This window comes from Xanthomonas sp. NCPPB 3005, assembly GCF_041228095.2.
GTDB classification, from domain to species: Bacteria; Pseudomonadota; Gammaproteobacteria; order Xanthomonadales; family Xanthomonadaceae; genus Xanthomonas_A; species Xanthomonas_A bonasiae.
In genome coordinates, this window is record NZ_CP166096.2 from 2529187 (window position 1) to 2548648 (window position 19462).

41 protein-coding genes are annotated in these 19462 nt (G+C 66.5%); 26 read left to right on the forward strand and 15 right to left on the reverse strand.

The window, feature by feature from the left end; genetic code table 11:
• Position 1: 1 nt before the first annotated feature.
• The 13 genes from AB8810_RS10905 to AB8810_RS10965 are packed head-to-tail and all read right to left on the reverse strand — an operon-like array spanning position 2 to position 3620.
• The gene (locus tag AB8810_RS10905) at positions 2 to 274 is read right to left on the reverse strand and encodes a hypothetical protein (RefSeq protein WP_369916488.1); all 273 of its coding nucleotides are present in this window, start codon (positions 272 to 274) and stop codon (positions 2 to 4) included.
• Positions 271 to 456 (reverse strand): hypothetical protein, encoded by a 186-nt coding sequence (locus tag AB8810_RS10910; protein ID WP_369916489.1) that lies wholly within the window; start codon positions 454 to 456, stop codon positions 271 to 273. Before AB8810_RS10910 ends, AB8810_RS10905 begins: the two co-directional genes overlap by 4 nt.
• Complete coding sequence (locus AB8810_RS10915; protein ID WP_369916490.1) at positions 453 to 743, reverse strand: hypothetical protein; 291 nt, start codon at positions 741 to 743, stop codon at positions 453 to 455. Before AB8810_RS10915 ends, AB8810_RS10910 begins: the two co-directional genes overlap by 4 nt.
• Positions 740 to 973, reverse strand: a complete 234-nt coding sequence (locus AB8810_RS10920; protein ID WP_369916491.1) for a hypothetical protein — start codon at positions 971 to 973, stop codon at positions 740 to 742. Before AB8810_RS10920 ends, AB8810_RS10915 begins: the two co-directional genes overlap by 4 nt.
• The gene (locus AB8810_RS10925; protein WP_369916492.1) at positions 970 to 1098 is read right to left on the reverse strand and encodes a hypothetical protein; all 129 of its coding nucleotides are present in this window, start codon (positions 1096 to 1098) and stop codon (positions 970 to 972) included. Before AB8810_RS10925 ends, AB8810_RS10920 begins: the two co-directional genes overlap by 4 nt.
• Positions 1095 to 1454, reverse strand: a complete 360-nt coding sequence (locus AB8810_RS10930) for a hypothetical protein (RefSeq protein WP_369916493.1) — start codon at positions 1452 to 1454, stop codon at positions 1095 to 1097. The genes AB8810_RS10925 and AB8810_RS10930 overlap by 4 nt, the downstream gene beginning before the upstream one ends.
• The gene (locus AB8810_RS10935; protein WP_369916495.1) at positions 1451 to 1729 is read right to left on the reverse strand and encodes a hypothetical protein; all 279 of its coding nucleotides are present in this window, start codon (positions 1727 to 1729) and stop codon (positions 1451 to 1453) included. The genes AB8810_RS10930 and AB8810_RS10935 overlap by 4 nt, the downstream gene beginning before the upstream one ends.
• Positions 1726 to 1959 carry a hypothetical protein gene (locus AB8810_RS10940; RefSeq protein ID WP_369916496.1) on the reverse strand — a complete coding sequence of 78 codons (234 nt, stop codon included), beginning with the start codon at positions 1957 to 1959 and terminating at the stop codon, positions 1726 to 1728. Before AB8810_RS10940 ends, AB8810_RS10935 begins: the two co-directional genes overlap by 4 nt.
• Positions 1956 to 2180 (reverse strand): hypothetical protein, encoded by a 225-nt coding sequence (locus tag AB8810_RS10945; RefSeq protein ID WP_369916497.1) that lies wholly within the window; start codon positions 2178 to 2180, stop codon positions 1956 to 1958. The genes AB8810_RS10940 and AB8810_RS10945 overlap by 4 nt, the downstream gene beginning before the upstream one ends.
• On the reverse strand, positions 2177 to 2383 hold the full coding sequence (locus AB8810_RS10950; RefSeq protein WP_369916498.1) for a hypothetical protein: 207 nt from the start codon (positions 2381 to 2383) through the stop codon (positions 2177 to 2179). Before AB8810_RS10950 ends, AB8810_RS10945 begins: the two co-directional genes overlap by 4 nt.
• Positions 2380 to 2670, reverse strand: coding sequence for a hypothetical protein (locus AB8810_RS10955; protein WP_369916500.1), 291 nt, complete (start codon positions 2668 to 2670; stop codon positions 2380 to 2382). The genes AB8810_RS10950 and AB8810_RS10955 overlap by 4 nt, the downstream gene beginning before the upstream one ends.
• The gene (locus tag AB8810_RS10960) at positions 2667 to 2906 is read right to left on the reverse strand and encodes a hypothetical protein (RefSeq protein ID WP_369916501.1); all 240 of its coding nucleotides are present in this window, start codon (positions 2904 to 2906) and stop codon (positions 2667 to 2669) included. Before AB8810_RS10960 ends, AB8810_RS10955 begins: the two co-directional genes overlap by 4 nt.
• Before the next feature lie 3 nt (positions 2907 to 2909).
• Positions 2910 to 3620, reverse strand: coding sequence for a hypothetical protein (locus AB8810_RS10965; protein WP_369916503.1), 711 nt, complete (start codon positions 3618 to 3620; stop codon positions 2910 to 2912).
• Positions 3621 to 3836: 216 nt separating this feature from the next.
• Here AB8810_RS10965 and AB8810_RS10970 point away from each other — a divergent pair, with 216 nt between their 5' ends.
• Positions 3837 to 4268, forward strand: coding sequence for a hypothetical protein (locus AB8810_RS10970; RefSeq protein ID WP_369916504.1), 432 nt, complete (start codon positions 3837 to 3839; stop codon positions 4266 to 4268).
• Here the strand turns inward: AB8810_RS10970 and AB8810_RS10975 are convergent.
• Entirely contained in the window at positions 4184 to 5746 is a 1563-nt protein-coding gene (locus tag AB8810_RS10975; protein WP_369916505.1) for an MASE1 domain-containing protein, read from the reverse strand. The genes AB8810_RS10970 and AB8810_RS10975 overlap by 85 nt on opposite strands.
• Before the next feature lie 39 nt (positions 5747 to 5785).
• Positions 5786 to 6331 (reverse strand): helix-turn-helix domain-containing protein, encoded by a 546-nt coding sequence (locus AB8810_RS10980; protein ID WP_369916506.1) that lies wholly within the window; start codon positions 6329 to 6331, stop codon positions 5786 to 5788.
• A gap of 84 nt (positions 6332 to 6415) precedes the next feature.
• Here AB8810_RS10980 and AB8810_RS10985 point away from each other — a divergent pair, with 84 nt between their 5' ends.
• The 25 genes from AB8810_RS10985 (at position 6416) to AB8810_RS11105 (ending at position 19445) form a co-directional block, all read left to right on the forward strand.
• Positions 6416 to 6676 (forward strand): hypothetical protein, encoded by a 261-nt coding sequence (locus AB8810_RS10985; RefSeq protein ID WP_369916507.1) that lies wholly within the window; start codon positions 6416 to 6418, stop codon positions 6674 to 6676.
• A gap of 1 nt (position 6677) precedes the next feature.
• The gene (locus AB8810_RS10990) at positions 6678 to 6887 is read left to right on the forward strand and encodes a hypothetical protein (protein WP_369916508.1); all 210 of its coding nucleotides are present in this window, start codon (positions 6678 to 6680) and stop codon (positions 6885 to 6887) included.
• A 20-nt stretch (positions 6888 to 6907) separates the two neighbouring features.
• Complete coding sequence (locus tag AB8810_RS10995; RefSeq protein WP_369916509.1) at positions 6908 to 7801, forward strand: helix-turn-helix domain-containing protein; 894 nt, start codon at positions 6908 to 6910, stop codon at positions 7799 to 7801.
• Positions 7794 to 8300 carry a hypothetical protein gene (locus AB8810_RS11000; RefSeq protein ID WP_369916511.1) on the forward strand — a complete coding sequence of 169 codons (507 nt, stop codon included), beginning with the start codon at positions 7794 to 7796 and terminating at the stop codon, positions 8298 to 8300. Before AB8810_RS10995 ends, AB8810_RS11000 begins: the two co-directional genes overlap by 8 nt.
• The gene (locus AB8810_RS11005) at positions 8297 to 8467 is read left to right on the forward strand and encodes a hypothetical protein (RefSeq protein WP_369916512.1); all 171 of its coding nucleotides are present in this window, start codon (positions 8297 to 8299) and stop codon (positions 8465 to 8467) included. The genes AB8810_RS11000 and AB8810_RS11005 overlap by 4 nt, the downstream gene beginning before the upstream one ends.
• Positions 8467 to 8691, forward strand: coding sequence for a hypothetical protein (locus tag AB8810_RS11010; protein WP_369916513.1), 225 nt, complete (start codon positions 8467 to 8469; stop codon positions 8689 to 8691). The genes AB8810_RS11005 and AB8810_RS11010 overlap by 1 nt, the downstream gene beginning before the upstream one ends.
• Positions 8691 to 8879, forward strand: a complete 189-nt coding sequence (locus tag AB8810_RS11015; RefSeq protein WP_369916514.1) for a hypothetical protein — start codon at positions 8691 to 8693, stop codon at positions 8877 to 8879. Before AB8810_RS11010 ends, AB8810_RS11015 begins: the two co-directional genes overlap by 1 nt.
• Positions 8879 to 9457, forward strand: a complete 579-nt coding sequence (locus tag AB8810_RS11020; protein WP_369916516.1) for a hypothetical protein — start codon at positions 8879 to 8881, stop codon at positions 9455 to 9457. The genes AB8810_RS11015 and AB8810_RS11020 overlap by 1 nt, the downstream gene beginning before the upstream one ends.
• Positions 9454 to 9834, forward strand: a complete 381-nt coding sequence (locus tag AB8810_RS11025) for a Ref family recombination enhancement nuclease (RefSeq protein ID WP_369916517.1) — start codon at positions 9454 to 9456, stop codon at positions 9832 to 9834. Before AB8810_RS11020 ends, AB8810_RS11025 begins: the two co-directional genes overlap by 4 nt.
• On the forward strand, positions 9825 to 10382 hold the full coding sequence (locus AB8810_RS11030; protein ID WP_369916518.1) for a hypothetical protein: 558 nt from the start codon (positions 9825 to 9827) through the stop codon (positions 10380 to 10382). Before AB8810_RS11025 ends, AB8810_RS11030 begins: the two co-directional genes overlap by 10 nt.
• Positions 10379 to 10687, forward strand: coding sequence for a hypothetical protein (locus tag AB8810_RS11035; RefSeq protein ID WP_369916519.1), 309 nt, complete (start codon positions 10379 to 10381; stop codon positions 10685 to 10687). Before AB8810_RS11030 ends, AB8810_RS11035 begins: the two co-directional genes overlap by 4 nt.
• A gap of 221 nt (positions 10688 to 10908) precedes the next feature.
• The gene (locus AB8810_RS11040; protein ID WP_369916520.1) at positions 10909 to 11343 is read left to right on the forward strand and encodes a hypothetical protein; all 435 of its coding nucleotides are present in this window, start codon (positions 10909 to 10911) and stop codon (positions 11341 to 11343) included.
• A gap of 161 nt (positions 11344 to 11504) precedes the next feature.
• Positions 11505 to 11996, forward strand: a complete 492-nt coding sequence (locus AB8810_RS11045; protein ID WP_369916661.1) for a glycoside hydrolase family protein — start codon at positions 11505 to 11507, stop codon at positions 11994 to 11996.
• A gap of 1 nt (position 11997) precedes the next feature.
• Positions 11998 to 12456, forward strand: coding sequence for a hypothetical protein (locus AB8810_RS11050; RefSeq protein WP_369916521.1), 459 nt, complete (start codon positions 11998 to 12000; stop codon positions 12454 to 12456).
• The gene (locus tag AB8810_RS11055) at positions 12453 to 12953 is read left to right on the forward strand and encodes a hypothetical protein (RefSeq protein WP_369916522.1); all 501 of its coding nucleotides are present in this window, start codon (positions 12453 to 12455) and stop codon (positions 12951 to 12953) included. The genes AB8810_RS11050 and AB8810_RS11055 overlap by 4 nt, the downstream gene beginning before the upstream one ends.
• Positions 12950 to 13402 carry a hypothetical protein gene (locus tag AB8810_RS11060; protein ID WP_369916523.1) on the forward strand — a complete coding sequence of 151 codons (453 nt, stop codon included), beginning with the start codon at positions 12950 to 12952 and terminating at the stop codon, positions 13400 to 13402. Before AB8810_RS11055 ends, AB8810_RS11060 begins: the two co-directional genes overlap by 4 nt.
• Positions 13403 to 13413: 11 nt before the next feature.
• Positions 13414 to 13767: a Gp49 family protein gene (locus AB8810_RS11065; protein ID WP_369916524.1), complete on the forward strand. Its 354-nt coding sequence runs from the start codon at positions 13414 to 13416 to the stop codon at positions 13765 to 13767.
• Between the two features lie 2 nt (positions 13768 to 13769).
• Positions 13770 to 14057 (forward strand): hypothetical protein, encoded by a 288-nt coding sequence (locus AB8810_RS11070; protein ID WP_369916525.1) that lies wholly within the window; start codon positions 13770 to 13772, stop codon positions 14055 to 14057.
• On the forward strand, positions 14054 to 14458 hold the full coding sequence (locus AB8810_RS11075; protein WP_369916526.1) for a hypothetical protein: 405 nt from the start codon (positions 14054 to 14056) through the stop codon (positions 14456 to 14458). Before AB8810_RS11070 ends, AB8810_RS11075 begins: the two co-directional genes overlap by 4 nt.
• Complete coding sequence (locus AB8810_RS11080; RefSeq protein ID WP_369916527.1) at positions 14458 to 14664, forward strand: hypothetical protein; 207 nt, start codon at positions 14458 to 14460, stop codon at positions 14662 to 14664. The genes AB8810_RS11075 and AB8810_RS11080 overlap by 1 nt, the downstream gene beginning before the upstream one ends.
• Positions 14665 to 14710: 46 nt before the next feature.
• Positions 14711 to 14944 carry a hypothetical protein gene (locus AB8810_RS11085; RefSeq protein WP_369916528.1) on the forward strand — a complete coding sequence of 78 codons (234 nt, stop codon included), beginning with the start codon at positions 14711 to 14713 and terminating at the stop codon, positions 14942 to 14944.
• A gap of 24 nt (positions 14945 to 14968) precedes the next feature.
• Positions 14969 to 15598, forward strand: coding sequence for a putative metallopeptidase (locus AB8810_RS11090; protein WP_369916529.1), 630 nt, complete (start codon positions 14969 to 14971; stop codon positions 15596 to 15598).
• 31 nt (positions 15599 to 15629) lie between these two features.
• Positions 15630 to 16091 (forward strand): DUF2280 domain-containing protein, encoded by a 462-nt coding sequence (locus AB8810_RS11095; protein WP_369916530.1) that lies wholly within the window; start codon positions 15630 to 15632, stop codon positions 16089 to 16091.
• Entirely contained in the window at positions 16063 to 17415 is a 1353-nt protein-coding gene (locus AB8810_RS11100; RefSeq protein WP_369916531.1) for a phage terminase large subunit, read from the forward strand. Before AB8810_RS11095 ends, AB8810_RS11100 begins: the two co-directional genes overlap by 29 nt.
• A gap of 35 nt (positions 17416 to 17450) precedes the next feature.
• Positions 17451 to 19445 (forward strand): portal protein, encoded by a 1995-nt coding sequence (locus AB8810_RS11105; RefSeq protein ID WP_369916662.1) that lies wholly within the window; start codon positions 17451 to 17453, stop codon positions 19443 to 19445.
• Positions 19446 to 19462: the final 17 nt, after the last annotated feature.

Sequence of the window (19462 nt, forward strand, 5' to 3'; positions counted from 1 at the left end):
GTTAGAACTCCGTCGTAGCGAACATGCGGGGGAACTTGCCGCCTTGCGCAACCTCGATCGCCTGTTGCTCGCGGAACGTGCGCGGCTCGCCGATGGTGTGGTCGTCTTCGTCGGTGTCGTGGAACTTCAGGCGGTCCATGTCGTCATCGCTGATCTCATGGAAGTCCTCCATGTCTTTGGCTTCCATGCCGGTCTCGTCCTTTACCGCGGCCAGCACGCTCTCGGCGTCCTCTCCGATCCACCAGTCGCAATCGTCGATTCTGAAAATCTTCACGTGAAGTCCTTGGGCGCTCGGCGCCAGTTGAGGAGGCGCCGCCACCAGGTGGAGCGCATGCGTTCGATCTCGGCGCGCAGCTGCGCGTTCTCTTCGCGCGCGGCGGCGAGCTGGTCGCGGATCGTGTCTTTCGTGGGTTGCAACATGCGGCGCATCGGCCGCGGGGGCAGTTTCTCGATCACAGTCCTTTCCTCCGGAACGCCGCAGCCATGCGCTTGAACTTGTTTTCCTCATCGAGAAGCGTCTGCAGCGATCCCATTTTTCTGCGCTCGGCTGCCTCGCCTGTGACTTGCTCGGCGCTGACCTGTTCGTACTGAGCGCGCATTTCTGCTGCCTTGGCGTCGGCCCACTCGGCTTTGGTCGCGTGCTTCTTCGGCGGTCTGGCGCGCGCGCTGGACGGCAACTTGAGCTGCAGGCGCTTGGCGACTTCTTCCAGCAGCTGCTGGTCGGTGTAAGTTTCCAGGCTCATGGAGAAGCCTTCAGCTGCGCGCGCTGTGCGGGGCCGTGCCAGAGGTTGAACGTGTTGTTGAGCCGGACCTGGTCGCGATCGACGGGGATGGGCCGCAGGCGGGTGCGCAGGCGAGCGTTGTCGTATTCGCACAGATTGCAGTTGCCGCGTAGCTTGCCGCTGCCGGCGCCGAAGAACGACGACTCGGGCAGGCGCCGCTCGCATTGAGTGCAGGTGCGGTGCGCGATCACGGAAACACCGCCTGCAGCAGCAGGACCGTGCTGGCGCCGATGAGGGCGGCGCAGAAGGCGATCACCGCGATGTCGCGCAGGGTGCGGCGTTCGTCCACGGCCTGCTGTTTCTCGAATCGACTCATGGGATGCTCCGCAGGGCGGCGATGTCGCCACCATCGGCGGCTTCCCAAATGCGGCGCATTGTCGCTAGCAGCTCCGGAGCCCAACCCTTGACGGCCAGTGGAGATGCTCGCTCCCAATTCACCCTGGTGCGCCCGAAAGCTGCGGCGGCTTCCATGGCAATCAACTTCGATGCGGCGAAAGCGACAGACCGGCCCGTGGCGCGATGCGTGACGGTCCAAGAGCGCAGAGGACTCACTGCGGGATGGACCGCGAAGTGCAACCCGACAGGCGTTGCATGCAGATCGCGCCACTCGATCTTGCTTTCGTCACCGCCGGGAGCGATGGGAACACCGATGATGATGGATTCGTCCGTCATGCCATGGCCCGCCCATGGACGACCCAGAACATCTCGGCGATCTCGGGCGGGCAGCTCGGCAGGGACTTGGCGGCCAGGAAAGCGCGTTCGATGAGCGTCGCGGCGCGCTCTGCATCGCCGTCGCCCAAGCCGAAAGGCACGCCGCCACCGAACAGCTTGGCGGCGATGGCTGCTTTCTCTTTCTCGGAGGCGTGCTCCACCGCTTTGGCGATGTCATCCATGCCTACGTCAACATCGACTTCGACATCCACGGTCTTGTAAATGGTGATGCTCACTGAAAGCTCCTTCGCGCGCTGCCGCGCAGATCCTGTTTCAGGTTGGCGATGGCCCCGGCGGCGGAGGTACGGCCGCACAGCACGCCGGCGCGCGCTGCACGCGCTGTTTCGAGCGCGGGCCGATGGGCGTGCCCCAGACGCTTGGCGGCTCGGTAGACGGCGACGAACGCAGCCCACGCGCTGTCGGCGCGCTGCGCGACGGGGTAGAGGCTGACGACCTGGTCGCTCATCGGGCGCGCTCCTGTCGGCGGTAGCAACGCACTTCCCACAGACCATTTCCGCGCGGGCTGACGAAGCAGTCGTAGCCGGCGGCGTCCTGCTGGAGGGCGTAGCGGTGGGCGTTGGCGAGGCTGCCGAACGTCGCGGTTTCGTCGGCAGCGTCCTTGCTACCCAGGACGGCCAGCAGCAGCGCGACGAGGACGCCCAGGGCGATGTAGGCGAGGGCGCTCATTGCACACCGCATACGCGGGTCATGGCGGCGTTGGCCGCTTCTTGGCTGCGAAACTTCTTGACCCGCTGCTTGTCGTTCCGGAGTTCACCGTCCGCGGTCAGTACCACCCAGTGCACGGTGGAATATCCATTCGGACCGCTCCATCGGCGCTGCTCCACGCGCGGCAACGCCGGAACATCCACGCCCTTGGTCTGCGCGGTCATCGTGCAGCTTCCTTGCCGATGGCGTCGGCTTTGGCGACAAGCGCAGCCGCTGGTTCGTTGCTGATGCCCAGGTCGGCGAGTTGCTGCAGGGTGATACGCAGGTGCTCGATCGAGGAAGCGCCGAGTGCGAGAAGCTGCGCGTTGGCGACATTGCCCGCGGGCGTCAGGCTGCGGGACTTGCACTCGGCAATCTGGATGTCGCCGTTCGCGGACCAGATCGTGCACGTGCCGCGGGGCGCGACGAAGGGGCCAGGGGTTGGCGTGGTGCTGGGCAGGTGCGCGCTCATGCGACCACCTGGCCGGTCTGGTCGATGTCGGCGTTGCCCTTGATGATCTCGGCGACCGCCGCTTCGGCGGCAGCAGCTGCTTGCAGCAGATCAGCGCTGAGCTTGCGCGCTTCGTCGGCGCCTAGCTCCACGGAAAAGCACGCTGCCATGTCGATTACGACCACTGGCGTGCCGTACCGAGTCTTACCAACGGGGGCGAGGATGTCGCCCCGCTGCCACATGGATGCGAAAGCCATGGCTTAGGCCTCCACTTCGCACATGCGGATGACCAACGCCTTGGCCGACTGCTGCAGCTCGACCTTGGTGGATTTCAGCGCAGCCCGCGCCGCAGCCCCCGCCGCATCCCACGCCGCATCCCGCGCCGCAGCCCCCGCCGCATCCCACGCCGCATCCCCCGCCGCAGCCCGCGCCGCATCCCACGCCGCATCCCCCGCCGCAGCCCGCGCCGCATCCCCCGCCGCAGCCCGCGCCGCAGCCCGCGCCGCAGCCCGCGCCGCCGCCGCATCGCTCTGCACGGCCTTCAACGCAGGCATCAGGCTGGGGCACTGCGCGAAGTCGGTGATTTCCGGCAGCGCGATCAGCAGATCGGCCTGGGCCGTGAGTCCAGCCATGCGCAGCCAGGCTGGCGTATGCGTGCGGATCAGCCAGTCGGCCGCCATGGTGGCACGCCGCTGCTCGACTTCCGGAGTGCTGCGCGTGCCAACCAGCCGCGGCACAAGGTCGCGCAGCAGCGTGGTGCGTTGGTCGTCGGGCAGGTTGTCGTTCCAGTTGCGCAGGAACGCCCCAATCACCGGGCATGCGCAGGACGGCGTGTCGGACCAGTCCTCCCTGGCGACGAAGGACACCGCCTCCATCACGCACATGCCTTCGGAAATGTCGTCGTGTCCGCCGCGAGCAAGATCCATCTTTTCGAGCAGGGCGACGCGCGCGGGGTCGATGTAGGAATCCATTTCAGTCTCTTGCCCCGTCCACCAATGGGGTGGGTGTCGTCGGGGACAGGGCTATACTACACGAAACGTGTACTAAGTAAACACGTAACGTGTATTTGAAGACTGAACGGCGGTTCCTCTATTCAGAATTTAGTCAGCAAACAGGCAAGTGGGCCTTGCAGCAGCGGGCGTTAAGCTAAGCTCACCTGCGCTGGGCAGGCAACCAAGGAGATGGACATGGCAACGGTGCAACTAATGGCGCTGGCTGCGATAGGCGCAGTCACGGCGCTGGCCGCAGGTGAAGTGTCCGCGCAATGCTGCCCATCGGGTGGAACTGTGCCGGGCGCAAAGGCGACGACGGGTATGGGCGAGGCCAGCCCATCCGCGAAGAACGTTTCGAGTGATCCGGCGTGGGGCGTGTATCAGTTCACCCGCGACGGGATCGACTACGTGCAGGTCAACGATGTGTACGGAGCAGTGCGCGCCGCAGTTGGCCGCGCCGGTGACGTTTCATGGGTGATGCCCATGGGCGTCGACGCCGATCGAGTCACTATCACGCAAAGCGCTGAAATCGGATCCGTGATCTACAGTTCGGACGACTTCATCGTCAGAGTCGTGAAGGGCAGCGACAAGCCGTCGTGGATCGTTGTTCCGCGCCGCAGGAACTGATCCTCGTCGACAAGCAGAAAACTCACTTTCCGCGCGCTGCGCTTCAGCGTGCCGGCATAAGCCTGCATCTTGGCTTCTAGCTGCACTTCGGCCATTCGCGACTCCTTTGTGCGAATGGCCTCGGCTTCTGTAGTGATGGTTACTGCAATCCAGCTTGAACCGCGATGGTTCCCGGTCTTGACGTTGACGAGATAGGACTCGGCCGGCCAAGCTTCGATTGCGTGGCATATGCAGCGGTAGGTCACGAGCTGCAGCGTTAGGCTGTGTTCCTCCAGTGAACCGCGCAGGTTGAACGTCGCTTGCGCCTCACCGATTCGATTGGCGAATTGCGGGGACCGTAGTGCGGTGAATAGTCCGCGTAGCTCGATCTGGAACGGGTACAAGTCCGACGCTTGCTGATAGGCCATGCGGGTGCTTGCTACGTACTGTGCATTGATCTGCATCGCGAGTTCGTAATGGCCTTCTTGCTTGAGCTTCTGAACGGTTTCCCGGAACCAGCCGTTCGTACGCTGTTGAGATGCTGCCAGCGACTCAGCCTGGGCGCGTAAGGACTGCTCCAAGTAAAGGTGATTCGCCCTGGCGAGCAGCCGCTGTTCCTGGGTGGTGTTGCTGAGCCTATGGCTTCGATCAAGCTCCCTGGAGATGGTCGCGCCCACAAGCAGCAGGAACGTGCCCATCACCACGAGAGTCTGCTGGACGACGAACACAACGACATCCCGATTGCCAGGTAGGCCAGTGCTGGGGATCGAAAGACCGAGCGATAGGGTGGTTGCAACGACGCCGATCGCTGCGCCGCGCCAGCCGTGGAGCACGGTGAGGGCGAGCGTCGGGCCGAGCATCAAGCCAAGCAGCACCAGGCGCTGCCACGTCGCCTCGGCCATGTCCGCGCTGAAGTAGGCACCGAGCAGGACGGTAAGGCAAATCGCCGAGTCGCGCGCGAGCCGCTTCGGGTTCCTGATCTCCGCTCGACGCAACCAGAGAAAGACGGGGAGCACGGCGACGAGCGAGGTCAGATACTGACCGGCGCTCACTTTGTAGAAGTAGCTTGCGAGAGGCGACTCGATTGGGCCTGAGAGGAGGAAATTGATTGAGATGTTCGCGACCACGCCCCAGACAGCCGCCGCCAGCAGCCCGAAGGGGAGCCGCCGCTCATCTTGGAATCCGGCCGGCCAATAGCGGCGAAGCGCAATAACGCCCAGACCAAGAGCCGGACTGAACAGCAAGGAGCTGCCGTACGCCCAGATCATTGGGAAATCGCGTTCCTCGGCGAATGGCACGCGGAGCGATGCCATAGCGGCTGCGTCGCCGATGAAGATGCTGGGCCAGTATCTGTAGGGCAGGAACAGTAGCGAGGCGATGCGCAGACCGGCCGGCAAGAAGAATTGATCGGCAGAGTGGAACCATGCAAATCGGTAGGCGAGGTAATACACACCCGCGATCGCGATCGCTAGCCCTACGCGCCTGATTCCGTGTTCCATATCTTGACCCCTTCCATAGATGGTCAAGCTACAGGGAGGTCAACCCTTTCGCGTAGACATTTTCCTGGGCTTGTCGGATTGAGCGCCTGATTGGCTCGGATGTTGCGTCTTAATCGCCTCCGCGATGATGCCCACCTCGGCCTCGCCCTCTGCAAGCTGCGCTTCCAAACCCTGGAACGGTGGCAGCGTAGCGGAGTCGGCGGCCGGCGCCGCCCTGTGCGCAAGCGCCGCGATGGTGCTGGCCAGCATCTGGGCGTCCAGCGGGTCTAGCGGGTCCAGCTTCCGTGGCGACGGGAGTGTGGTCGTCACGATTCTGGCGGCCTCCAGCACGTGCGCCGCAGTCAGGCGCATTACCGCCGGCATGGCTGTTGGCACTTCTTCGCCGAGGACGATTTGGGCGAGCGTATAGCCGCCTGTAGCGACCTTGCTCGCAATCAATCGCAGGTCGGCCAGGGTAGGTTCCCGGGTGCCCTGTTCATAGTTGGAAAGCCGCGACGAGGAATCCCAGCCGCATAGCTCAGAGAGCTTGCCCTGGGAATACCCGGCGGCGATCCGCGCAGCTTTGAGGCGAGAGCCTAGATCCATGGCGAGAAGTTACACATTCCGTGTAGATAACGTTATACACGAATCGTGTTGTGACGTGTACACGTTACGTGTAGGATCGCCGCCATGGAAGCGAATCCAGCGACAAAGCTGCACAAAGACGCCGAGCTAATCAACAGGCTTGGTGGACCGGCAAAGATTGCCCGCCGCCTGAGCTTCGAGATGCCGCAGGGAACTCGGCGGGTCCAAAACTGGAAGTACCGCGGCATCCCGCCGTTCTTGCGGGTGACTCGCGTCGATGTCTTCGGGCCGTTTTCGCCCGCAGGTTCTGAGCCACAGGGCGAAGACCCAGATGCCGATCGGATCATCCCAATCGAGGCGCCCTGACGTGCCTGTCTGCACCGAGAAGGGCGAGCGCCCGACCTGCGACCAGGTGTGGGAGCTGCTGAAAGAGGGCTGCAACGCGGCAGAGATCGCCGCGGCCGTTGGCGTTGACGCGATGGTGGCGCAGTCGATGGTGGACGAAGCGCTGGGCCGACCGCGGGGCGCCACGCTCCGCGCGCAAGCACGTGCACCGCTGACGATGAGGGGCGCGTAGTGGCCGGCAAGGTTTGGGGGATGGTGTTCGATCGCTACCCGGTGGGCGGCGGCGAGATGCTGCTGGCGCTGGCGATTGCGGATCACGCACACGACGACGGCACGCACATCTTCCCGTCGATCGCGCACCTGGCGCGCAAGACGCGGCAGTCGGAGCGGTCAGTGCAGTACCAGCTGCGCCGCATGGAGGCATCTGGCTGGCTGATCCTCGTAAACGATGGCATCGGCGGCCGACGCAGGGGGCGGGACGAAGGGGGGCGGACGCGGCAGTACCGAATCAACCCGGAATGGATGAAGGGTGCAGATATTGCACCCTTGCCTGATGCGGCCGTGGAACATCCAAAGGGTGCAGATTTTTCACCCTTGAAGGGCGCAAACGACGACGGGAAAGGGTGCAAACCAGCGCAAGAAAGGGTGCAAAACGACGCCGAAAAGGGTGCAAAGCTTTTGCACCCGAACCTAAAGCAACCTAAAGCAACCCTCATAGAACCACACAGCAACGGCGCGGCCGAGCCGCGCGCTGTGTGTGGAACATCGCCGGGGCCGATCGCCGCATCGCTCAACCGCGCCGCCATGGCTTCCGGCCGGAGCCACCAGCGCATCACGAGCCAGCACCCGGACCTGATCGCCGCGGCCGCCGAGGGCGTGACCGCCGAGCACCTGATCGAACTTGCCGACATGTACCCCGACAAGCCCGCCGGCTACCTGATCGCCGCGGCGCGGCGACAGCACGCCGCGGGCGCAACAGCCATCGCCCCAGGAGGCACCCCCCATGCAGTCCCTCGCGAAAGCGCTTCCGAGCGCACCCGGCGCCTTGCAACGGCAGCAGTCCAGCGAGAAGCAGCCGCCGGCGATGCCGGGAGGGGTGCCGCTTTCGACGGCCTCGATCGCGACGCTGTGGATTCGGATGTCTGAGATTTACGGCACCCGCTGGACGAGCAGCTACGGCGCGGACCCGTCCACCGGCGCGGGTCGGACCTGGGCCAAGGGCCTGGCCGGCATCGGCGTGCAGCGCCTGGGCGACGGCCTGGCCGCGTGCCTGGCCGCGGCGGACCCGTGGCCGCCCACGCTGCCGGAGTTCCGCGCGCGCTGCCTGGGCGTGCCGACGCTGGCGCAGGTGTCGAACGAGATCCGCAGCAACGGCGACCGCTCCGCGTTCACCGTGCTGGTCTGGCAGAAGCTGGACGCGCACCGCTACCGCAACGCGAGCAGCGACGCAGCGGACCGGATCGTGCGGGATGCCTACGAGCTTGCCCGCGACCACGTGATGCGCGGCGGCGCGCTGCCGGAAGCAAGTTCCGCGGCGCTTGCTGCGCCGGTCGAGGCGCCGGCGGTGACCGACCGCGATGCTGCGCGCGCTGCGGCCGAGCGAGCGATGGAGGAACTGGGGTGGGGACGGGAGTCGGAGCAATGAGCAGCAGCTCCGACGCGCGCATGGCCCGGCTGGAATTCGAGTCCCTGGACGATGCCACCCACTGGCTGCAGCTGCGTGGCGCCGCATGGGCTGTGGTGCACGTCGACGGCGTGGCGTATCTGCTGGGCCGCGATGGCTCTGCGGAAGTGCAGAGGGAGGTCGCCTGATGCCCGCGCAGCGGTGTACGCATTACACGATGCGCGAGCCTGGCTGGCCCGATTGTGGCGCGCAGAACCTAACGCTCACGCTGGCCCTGCGGATGGTGCGTCGCTACGGCCAGAACGTCCCGACGATCGCCCGGCTGGTCACCGACTTCAACGTCAGTCGCGCAACGGCATACCGCTACCGCGCGGCGTTCGTTGATTCCCTGGAACAACAGGAGCGGCGGTGATGCGCTCCGACAACAACCAACTGGACGTGTTCCGGGACGATCCGGCGACGAAGGCGGAGCAGTGGCGCATAGCGGCGGAGACGTGCGCGAAGCAGTTTCCCGGCGACGAGCGGCGGCTGCGGTACTACCAAGAGCAGGCCGAGCAGGCCGAGCAGTTCGCGCGCGCTGCGCAGCCGGAGGTGGCGTGATGCAGCAGGTAGTCGTCCTGTTCGCCCGCGCCGACAGCGTCTACAAGACGCTCCACGGCTGCGACGTGTACGACGCCCAGCGCGACGCGCGCACGTTCGCCGGCGGCATGCCGGTGGTGGCGCATCCGCCGTGCAGGATGTGGGCGCGCTTGCGCCAGTTCGCCAAGGGCACGCCCGAAGAAAAGGCACTCGGCCCATGGGCCGTGGAACGCGTGCGCCGCTGGGGCGGCGTGCTGGAGCATCCAGCAGAAAGCACCCTTTTCGACCATTGCCGGATGCCGCACCCGCTGGAGTTCCCGGACGAGTTCGGCGGCTACACCATCGCCGTGCAGCAGTACCACTTTGGGCATCGAGCGGAGAAGGACACGTGGCTGTACATCGTGGGGTGCTGCCCGTCGGCGCTGCCGGCGATCCCGCACAGGCCTGGCCGGCCGACGCACTGTGTGCGGCCCACAAAGAGCTACCCGCGGCTGCTGTCGATCACCAAGGCTGAGCGCGAGCACACGCCTCCGGCGCTGGCCGCCTGGCTGGTCGAGCTGGCTCGGCGCTGCGCCGGGCGCATGCAGGTAGCGGCATGAAGCGCGGCCGCAGCACCACGACGCCGACCATCGCAGAAGCGGCCCGCATCGTGGCCGCGAAAGAAGGCCCGTGCATGGCATGCGTGAAGATCGTCACCGACGGGCTGCTATCGCCGGATGACGCTGTGGTCGGCTGCGACTACAACCACGCCAAGAGCGGGAACGTCCGCCGCGGCCACATGGCCGGCTACGCGCTGTGCGTGTGGCACCACCGCCGGCACCCGATGGAGGGCGTGTCCATGGCGGCTATGCGCGCGAAGTACGGCCCGAGCCTGATGGACGGCTCGCGGCTATTCCACGAGACCTACGGGACGGACGACGAGCTGATCGAGCAGCAGACGTTCGTGCTTGAGCAACAGGAGGCTGTATGTCTGTGAAGCGGAACAGGGGGCCATTCAGCGCCGCAGCGGTGCGCGCATGGATGCTGGAGCATGCGACGGAGGGCAAGACCTACGCGCAGATCTACGTCGAGATGGGGGCGGTCGAGCTGGAGGACCGTAGCCGCATACGGGACGCGGTGCGGTACATGCTCGCGGCGCAGGTCGCCGCCAAGGTGCCGGGAACAGACCTGATCGCCGTTACCGGAAAGGAAATGCCGCGCCAGGCAAAGATGATGACGCCGGAGCAGGCGCGTGCACGGGAGGCGGAGCTACGCAGGGCGCGGCACGTTGCTGCCGGCGGGGTGAGCCGCGAGCAGTACCTGGAGCAGCTGGCCGCAGGGAAGATCGTGCGCCGGCCACAACCACGGAAGCCGCGCGTGCAGCCGCGCCTGGTGCGAGTCGGAGCGCGCGCTGCAAACACACCGGTTCCCAAGAAGCAGCTTGCAGCCAGCCGTGCGGAGTCGGTGGAGCAGTTTATGGCACGGGGCGGGCAGGTGATGAGGCTGCCGGGCTTCGAGGGCGTGCGCCCGGTGTGGAACCGATGAGCCGATACGCGCGCAGGCGGGACGACAACCACGCCACCCTGACCAAAGCATTCCTGCAATTGGGTTGCACGGTGGCGGACCTGTCGCATGCGGGACTGCCTGGCTGGCCCGACGTGGTGGTGGGCTGTGCCGGTGTCGATCGCCTCGTTGAGTTCAAGAACCCTGAAACCCGATACGGGCGTGCCGGACTGAACGAGAACCAGCAGGCGTTCTCGCGCGACTGGAGGGGTGGGCAGCTGTACGTCGTCAGCACGATCGAGGAGGTGGGCGTGCTGGTGAGCAACTGGAGGCGGCAGTGTCCTTGATATCCCCGTCCATCGACTGGAGGTTCAACCGCCTTACGGCTGGGCCGTATCACGTCGAAATTGTTGGGCCGTACAAGCTACCGCAGGTATGCGGGCCTGGCGGTGTGGTTGGGCTTAGCGGCCCGAACGGTGCGGTGTTCCAGGCAAGCGTTACCCAGGCCGAGCAATTGTGCGCCATGGCAAACGCTGGGGAATTGAGCCAATGAAGAAAAGCAGGGGGCATGCCTATGCAAGTTGACACTTTTGGCGCCTATGTTCGCGCTGAGCTGGAGCACTGGGGGCGTGAGTTCGCCCTGCACCGAGATTTCGAGTACCTGGGGCACTGCACTAAGAACATGTTGCAAGTGCTGATCGACCACCGCGGCGAGATGCCGCCGCCGAACGTGGGCTATAAGCCGCTTGAATGCGACTCGCGCGCGCAGCGCATCGAAGACCTAGTGTGCGAGATCGCCCGCGGTGGCGTGTCCATGGCGTGCGTGCTACGCGCCTATTTTTGTGCCCGCGGCCGAAAGAAGGTCGAGCGCTACGAAACAGCGCTGCTGCTGCTAACCAACGCAGGGCAGCCGGCCATGACTGTGCGGGCCTATTTGGAGATGGCGCGTCGCGGAGAGGATCGTATCTACGGGATGCTGTCTGGAATGCTGCGCGCCGCTTGACAGGTGACACCTCTGGTGCGATATTTCAGGCACGTTGACATAGAAGCCCCTGGCGAAAGCCGGGGGCTTTTTGTTTGCGCCGTCTGGACTGGGAGAACCTGGTCGCGGCGCGCGCCCAAGCCCTGCCATCCGGCGGGGCTCTTTCATTTCCGGAGATCTCGATGGCGGCCATCACGCCCGAACAAGCTGGTGGCCGCAACGTCGTGGCCTTCCTGGACATGCTGGCCTGGTCCGAGGGGACCGACAACGGCAAGCAGCCAACCGCGAACCACGGGTACGACGTGATCGTCGGCGGCAAGCTGTTCACCAGCTACGCGGACCACCCGCGTGTGCTGGTGGACCTGCCGGCGCTGCGCATCCAGTCGACGGCTGCAGGCCGTTACCAGCTGCTGCGCCGCTACTACGACGCCTACCGCAAGACGCTCGGCCTGGCCGACTTCTCGCCGCTGAGCCAGGACAAGATCGCGCTGCAGCAGATCCGGGAGCGCAAGGCGCTGCCGCTGATCCAGGCCGGCAGGATCCGGGAGGCCATCGTGCGGGTGTCGAACATCTGGGCGAGCCTGCCGGGCGCCGGCTACGGCCAGCACGAGCACAAGGTGGACAACCTGCTGGCGGCGTACAAGCGCGCTGGCGGCCAGGTCGTGGAGGCCTGACGTGGCGCGCATCACGCTGGCGCAGGCCGCCGCGGCCGTGCCGATCATCGGCGGCATCGTCGCCATGGCAGACAACTGGCCGGCGGTGAAGCTGTTCCTGATCGACATGGGCACGTTCCTGTCGGCGCCGCAGGTCGAGGCGATGTGGATGAGCCTGGCGATCAGCGTCGCGATCGGCCTGCTGCTGCCGCACCTGCCGCAACAGATCGGCATGCGGGCGTCCTGGCCGCCGGCGTTCACCAAGGCGCGAATTCGTTTCTGGAGCTGCTTGCTGGCCATCGTGATCTGCTGGGCCAAGGTGCCGACGCCGCGGGGCGCCTGGTTCGCCTTGATGACCGGCTTCGCGGCGATGGGGCTGTGGACCACCGCCTCGAACGTGCTCTACCGCATGTTCCCGTGCGCCAAGCCGGAGTCGCTGCAAGCCAACGACCCGCCGGCCGCCGGGGACGGGGACGCATGATGCCGGACCTCGACGATGCCACGCTGATCGACGCCGAGCGCCAGTCCTTGGGAGAGGCGGTCGCGCTGCTGCAGGAGGTGTGGGGCCGCTCCTCGCGCCCGCGCCGCGACAACCGCAACGTGCTGCGCCTGGGCTACGGCCGGGCGATCGAGACGCGCGACCAGAGCGAGCGCGCGGCGACCCTGGAGCTGACCGAGGACTGCATGGAGGCGCAGGAGACGCTGCGCGGCCGGTTCTTCGAGCTGCTGGCGGTGCACCCGGAGATGCGCCCCTCTCTGCCGTACATCATCGCCATCGCCGACATCATCGGCGCCGACGTGGTGCGGGACAGCAGCGACCTGTGGGCCGCCGCGCGGCGAGGCGACTGGATGGAGTTCGGGTCGGTGATCCAGGAATTCCGCTGGGAGCGCTTCAACGACGCAACCGAGCAGGACAACCGCGCCGTCTCGCGCCTGGTGATGCGCCTGGCCATGGGCGCATCGAGGGCTTCCCAATGAACCTGTCCATCCCCGATCCGCTGCGCCCCTACCTGGCGCTGATCCGCGTGGCGCTGTACGTGGCGCTGTACGTGGCGCTGGCCGGCGGCCTGTTCGTGGCCGGGTGCAGTCGCGGCGAGCACAACAAGCAGGCCGATGCCGAAAAGGCCGTCGCGAAAGCCAATGTCGATCGTCAGAAGGCGGACAAGGCGGCCGCCGATTACCTCGCTGCGGCAAACGCGTGCGGCCAGGTGGTCGCCGAGATCAGCCAGGAAACCAAGCTGGCCGAGCAGCGCGCCGGCGAATGGAAGAAGGCCGCCGAGATCGCCGACGTGCGCGCATCGAAGGCGGCCGACGCCGCCGCGGCCAAGGTGGCCGCGGCCGAGAAGGCACTGCAGGCGGCCAAAGCCAAGCCGGCATGTCGATCGCAGCTCGCGCTTGAGCTGTGCCCCGAAATTCCCCTGCTCTGAAGGAGCGAGCCGTGACCGACCAGCAGATCGAACAGGAAATCCAGGCCAAGGGCCTGACGGCGCCGCGTGTAACGCCGGCCGACATCGAGGCGGAGATCGCCAGCGAGCACTACTTCACCGCGCAGAACGGCGTGTGGGGCGCCAGTCCGGGTTTCGAGCCACTGCCCGAGGACTACCAGGAACTGGGCCTGCTGACGTTTTGCGTCCTGCGCCTGCGCAACGGCTTTACCGTGACGGGCGAGTCGGCCTGCGCCAGCCCGGAGAACTTCGACGCCGATCTGGGCCGCAAGATCGCGCGGCAGAACGCCGTGGCGAAGGTCTGGCCGCTGCTGGGCTTCCGCCTGCGCGACAAGCTGGCGGGCTGATCGTGAACCGCCTGCTGCTGATCGTGCTGCTGCTGCCGCTGGCCGGCTGGGGCGGATGCTCCCGCGCGGTGAAGCCGCAGATCCCGGAGAAGGTGTACGTGCGCGTGGAGGTGCCGGCCGAGCTGCCCGAGACTCTGACGGCGCCGTGCCCGCCGGTGCGCGCCAAGCAGCGGACGGTCGAGGCTGTCGTGTCGGCCTACAACGCCAACATCCCGACCCAAGAGGACTGCGACCGCCGCATGGGCGAGATCCGCAAGCTGTCCAAGCCGCAGGGCCACGCGAAGCCGTGAGCGTCCCATGTGACGAAATCGGTATCGTCAGCCGCGCATTCGTGTCGGCGCACGATCGCTTGCGCGTGCACAGCATCCAGGTGCCCCCTGGCGAGCGCCGCTGCGTGGTGGCGGACTACAACGGCGCGCTGCCGGCGGGCCGCTCGATCGTCGCGGTGGAATGGCGGCTGTCCAGCCAGGGCGTGGCAGCCATGAGCGCGGCAGCCATCCCGACCACCCGGCAGGCGCAGGTGCAGATCCAAGTCGGCTACCCCGGCCGCGTGGCGCTGCGCTGCGTGGCCACGCTGGACAATGGCGAGGTCTACGTGCAGCGCTTCATGGTGGAGGTGCCGCCGATGCCGAGTTTCGGCGATGAGGCGATCACGTCCGGCCCGCTGGTGCTGAGTGCGGTGGCCGCCTGATGGATCTGCAGCACAGCGACTACGACCACGGCTACTACGCGCCGGAGGCGCCGCGGATGGCTGTTGCTTGGCACAACCATGGGTGGGTGTTGCGCGCGCGGCTGGATGGCGACGCGGAGGCCGTGGTTGGCTCGGACGCTATGCGCGCCATCGTCCGGTTCCGCGCCGGTGGCAGGCAGAAGTTCGCGGAAGGGCGAGCATCCTGATGGCTGCCAGCTACACTACCGCGCAGCAAGCCGCAGGAGCCGCTCCATGCAAAACGCCTACCGCAGAACGCCCTCGCGCCATGGCCGCATCCAGTGGCGCATCGTTGTGGATCAAGGCCCGCAGTCGGAAGACGCCGTGGTCCAGGTCAGATATTCATGCGGCGACGGCGATCGGGTCAGCAGAACGCCGATCCCGGGTGGCGGGCAGCTGTCGCGGAAGGAGCTCTACCTCATCGTCCGACAGGCTCGCTCCTCCCTGCTGGCTGCCGCAACGGCCTGATCTAGCTTGCGGGGCGGCCGGCTGATGGCCGCCGGATCGCGCCCGCTGCCGCCGGCCGAGCTGTACGGCCTGGATCTGGACGACCTGGCGATGCGCTTCCAGCCGGCGCCGCAGGTCTGGGAATGGATCGAGGCCGAGGTGCTGGCCGAGGATGGCCGGATCCACAACCCCGATCACGCGCACCTGCAGGGCGCCGACGTCGCCGTGCTGTGGGCCGGAAGCAGCTTCACGAAGCAGGGCCGCACCGTCGTGGGCCAGGCCGAGCTGGTCGCGTTCCGCGCCGGCGGCTGGCAGCGGGCGCGCATGGTGCGCCAGATGGTCGATTGGTTCGGCCGCGTGCCGGAGGTGGTCATCACCCTGGCGGCGGACCACAGCGCGCACTGCAGCGACGTCGAGTGGTGCGCCCTGGTCGAGCACGAGCTGTATCACATCGCGCAGGAGGCCGACGCGTTCGGTGCGCCGAGGTTCCGCAAGGATGGGACCGCGGTGCTCACCATGCGCGGCCACGACGTGGAAGAGTTCGTCGGCGTCGTGCGCAGGTACGGCGCTGGCGCCGAGGTGCAGCGGCTTGTCGCCGCGGCCAACGGGCGGCCGGAAGTGGCCCACCTGGACATCGCACGGTCTTGTGGAACCTGCCTCCTGCGGGCGGCTTGATCCTGACCGCGCTTGACGAGACAACGACCGAATGGCCGCCCTGAGCAGCGAGGTAAAGACCTTCATCGTGCAGCAGCTGGCGTGTTTCGACACCCCCTCGCAGGTGGTGGAGGCCGTCAAGACTGAATTCCGGGTCACGGTGACCCGCCAGGCGGTGGAAGGGCACGACCCGACGAAGAAGGCCGGGGCGCGGCTGGCGCAGCGCTGGGTGGACCTGTTCAACGAGACGCGCGAGCGCTTCCGGAGCGACACCGCCGACATCCCGATCGCGAACAAGGCGTTCCGCCTGCGGGCGCTGAACCGCATGGCGACCCGGGCCGAGACGATGAAGAACCTGCCGCTGGCGGCGCAGCTGATCGAGCAGGCGGCGAAGGAAGCCGGCGGCGCGTACACGAACCGCCACGAGCTGAGCGGGCCTGGCGGCGGCCCAGTGGAAGCGGCAATCACCGTGGTGGAGAGGCGCATTGTCCGTCCTGGCGCTGCCAACAGCTGAGGTCTTCGAACCGCTGCTGGCGCCGGCCCGCTACAAGGGGGCATGGGGTGGTCGCGGCTCGGGCAAGTCGCATTTCTTCGCGGAACTGCTGATCGATGACGCGCTGAGCGAGCCTGGCCAGTCCGGCGGCGCTGGTCTGCTGTCGGTGTGCATCCGCCAGGTGCAGAAGTCGCTGAAGCAGTCGAGCAAGCGCCTGATCGAGGCGAAGCTCAAGGACATGCGGCTCGGCGAGCGGCAGGGCTTCAAGGTCTTCAAGGAGCAGATCAGCACGCCCGGCGACGGCGTGATTACGTTCCAGGGCATGCAGGACCACACGGCCGAGTCGATCAAGTCCCTGGAGGGCTTCAAGCGGGCGTGGTGGGAAGAGGCGCAGGCCGGCACGAAATACTCGCTGAGCCTGCTGCGGCCGACGATCCGCGCGCCGGGCTCGCAGCTGTGGTTTAGCTGGAACGCTCGGCGGAAGTCGGACCCGGTGGACGTGATGCTGCGCGGCTCGCAGATCCCGACCGGCGCGGTGGTGGTGCGGGCGAACTGGCAGGACAACCCGTGGTTCACCCCGGAGCTTGAGCAAGAGCGGCTGGACTGCCTGCGGATGGAGCCGGACCAGTACGGCCACATCTGGGACGGCGACTACGTGACCGCCATGTCCGGCGCCTACTACGCCAGGGCGATGGCGCTGGCCAAGCAGGAAGGGCGGATCGGTCGGGTTGCCGCCGACCCGCTGATGACGCTGCGGGCGTACTGGGACATCGGTGGCACCGGCGCTAAGGCCGACGCCTGCGCGATCTGGATCGTGCAGTTCATCGGCCGCGAGGTCCGGGTGCTGCGGTACTACGAGGCCGTCGGCCAGCCGCTGGCCACGCACGTGGACTGGCTGCGCCGCAATGGCTTCTCCAGCGCCATGTGCGTGTTGCCGCACGACGGCGCGGCGCACGACAAGGTGTTTTCGGTCAGCTACGAGAGCGAGCTGCGCAAAGCCGGATTTGAGGTGAAGGTGATTCCGAACATGGGCGCCGGCGCGGCGATGACGCGTATCGAATCGGCGCGCCGCCTGTTCCCGAGCATCTGGTTCAACAGCGCGCCGGTACGCGATCTGCGCGAAGGCCCGGAAGGGTTGGAAGAAGACGCGACCGAGGCCGGCCGCGACGCGCTCGGCTGGTATCACGAGAAGCGGGACGAGAGCCGAAACATCGGGTTCGGGCCCAATCACGACTGGGCCAGCCACGGCGCCGATAGCTTCGGAATGATGGCGGTGGACTACCTGAGCACCGACCGCGGCGAGCCGGATACCTCCGGCTTGGACAACTACACGACGGACTACTGATGACCGAGCGCACCGACAACGACAGCCTGGCCGAAATGCGCAAGCGTTACGACAAGGCGGACGAAGCGTGCAGCACGCTCTACGACGCGGCGCGGGACGACGAGCGGTTCGTCACCATCCCCGGCGCGCAGTGGGACGAGAAGCTGAAAGCGCGCCGTCGCAACCGGCCGACCTACGAGTTCCCGAAGCTGTCCACGCACGTGCGGCAGATGGTGAACGAAATGCGGCAGAGCCGGCCGCAGGGCAAGGTGCGCGGCACCGAGGAAGGCGACAAGGCGCTCGCCGAGTTGATGCAGGGCATGTGCCGCAACATCGAGGCGGTCAGTAACGCCGAGCAGGCGTACGACATCGGCTACGAGAAGGCGGCCAAGGGTGGTTACGGCGTCTGGCGCCTGTGCACCGACTACGCGAACGAGGACGATTTCGACCAGGACATCTTCATCGAACCGGTGCGCAATCCTTACTCGGTGAAATTCGACCCGGCAGCGCAACGCCTCGATCGCCGCGACGGCACGCACGCTTTCGTCGAGGAGTTGATGCCCGAGGAAGAGCACGAGCGCCGATTCCCTGGCGTGGCGATGGTGGATTTCGACAGCGACGGCGATAGGGCGAAGTGGCGCGAGAAGGGGCAGATCCGCCTGGTGGAATACTGGTGGAAGGAGCCGAAGACGCGCGAGCTGTGGGCGCTGAGCAGTGGCGCGGTGGTGTTCGCCGATGAGGCTGGTCTGGAAGAGGAAGAGCTGGCGCAAGCCGGCCTGCAGATTCTGCGCCGCCGCAATGTGGATTCCCACGTCGTGCGCATGCGGCTGAGCAACGGCAGCCAGTGGCTGACCGAGCCGCACGACTTCCCCAGCAAGTTCATCCCGCTGGTGCCGGTCTACGGCAACATCGACAACATCGACGGCGAGGATTACTGGCAGGGCATGGTCCGTGCGAACAAGGACCAGCAGCGCCTGCACAACGTGCACCGCACTGCGGCGATCGAGGCTGTCGCCAAGTCCCCGAAAGCGCCTTTCGTCCTGCGCATGGGCGACATCAAGGGCTACGAGAGGTTCTGGAACAACGCCAACGCGGAGGATTACCCCTACCTACCGGTCAAGGATGAAGCGAAGGAGTTGCCAGAGCGCTCGCGCCAGGCCGAGGTGCCGACGGCGCTGCTGCAGCTGGCGACGATGGACAACGAGGACATCAAGGCCAGCACCGGCCAGTTCAACGCCAGCCTGGGCGCCACGTCGAACGAGACCAGCGGCAAGGCCATCAACGCCCGAAAGATGCAAGGCGCCGTCGCGACGTTCAATTATTTGGACAATCTCGCCTACGCGATCCGTTTCACCTACGAGATCCTGGTCGACATGATCCCGCGGGTGTACGACAAGCAGCGCGTCGTGCGCACGCTGGGCGCCGACGGCGGCGAGAAGTGGAAGACGCTGTACCAAGAGGTCAAAGACCCGGAAACCGGCCAGACGGTGGTGCTGAACGATATCAGCAAGGGCAAATACGACGTGGCGATCACCGTAGGCCCGAGCTACGCAACCCAGCGCATGGAAGCCGTCGACGCGTTCACCCAGATGTTGGGCCAGATGGGGCCGGGCCTGCCGCCGCCGATCGCTGCGCTGATGGCCTACACCGCGATCAAGAACATGGACTTGCCCGGCGCCGACGAACTCGACGCGGCGTTCCGCAAGATCCTGGTCGCGCAGGGCGTCATGGCGCCGGCGGAGGGCGAAGAGGCGCCAGCGCCGCAGCAGCCTGATCCGAAGGTGCTGGCCGACGCAAGCAAGACCGCGGCGCAGGCGCAGCTCTACGGCGCCCAGGCCGAGGGGCAGCAGCTGGAGAACCTGACCATGGCGCAGCAGCTGCAGTTGCAGCAGATGCTGCCGCAGTTGCTGGCCCAGCTGCAGGGCATGCAGCCGCCCGCGCCGCCACCTGACCCCATGGCGGGCATGCAGGTGCCGCCACAACAGATCGCACAACCCCAACCGCCGCAAGGCGGTTTTTCTTTGCCCGCACTCACAGGCGTACCCGCCTGACCGCATCGGCCCGGACT